This is a genomic window from Paraburkholderia sp. RL17-381-BIF-C (genome assembly GCF_046026435.1).
Taxonomy (GTDB): Bacteria; Pseudomonadota; Gammaproteobacteria; order Burkholderiales; family Burkholderiaceae; genus Paraburkholderia.
Window position 1 is genome coordinate 1 of sequence record NZ_JARESX010000213.1, and the last position, 651, is coordinate 651.

Annotated in this window: 1 pseudogene; it reads right to left on the minus strand. The window is 63.1% G+C overall.

The window, feature by feature from the left end:
* Positions 1-651 (minus strand): annotated as a pseudogene (locus tag P0D70_RS36740) (adhesin); the annotation flags it as partial.

Below are 651 nucleotides of genomic sequence, written 5' to 3' on the forward strand. Positions count from 1 at the left end.
CCGTGCTCGACGGAGCCATGCCTGCAAACGTGTAGGTGATGCCGCCGATCGTCGTGCCGGAGGTGGCGACCGCCGTTGTGGTCGTCGAACCTGCGCCTAGTGCTACTGCGCCAGCGTTGGACGCTTTCGCGCCGTTACCCAGTGCGACTGCGTCCGTGGCGGCCGCCAACGCCGCCGGGCCGGCTGCCAGGCTATTGGTGCCCGTTGCCGATGAATCCGCCAGCGACGAGTTCGCGTGGAAGTACTTGATGCCGTTGCCACCGTTGGTGATGTTGTTCACCGTGTTGCTGATGTTGGTGACGTTGCCCGCGATGTTCGTGACGTTGTTGCTCAGGTTGGTCACGTTGTTGTTGATCGTGTTGACCTTCGCGTCTTCCGACTGCAACTGGCTGACGTTCACCGCGTCCGTTGCGGCCGAACCGGCTGCGACGTTCGTGATGCGGCGTTCCTTGCCTGCAGCGCCTACCGAGACTTCACCATTGGCTGCCAATGCCGTGCCCGTCAGTGTTGCCGTGCCCGGGTTGTAACCCGCTGCCGACAGGTTTGCCGTGGTCGTCGAGTTCGAACCGAGTGCGACAGAGTTAGCCGCCGATGCCGATGCATTGCCACCAATGGCGACTGCGTCCGTACCCGTTGCCGATGAGTCGGCCA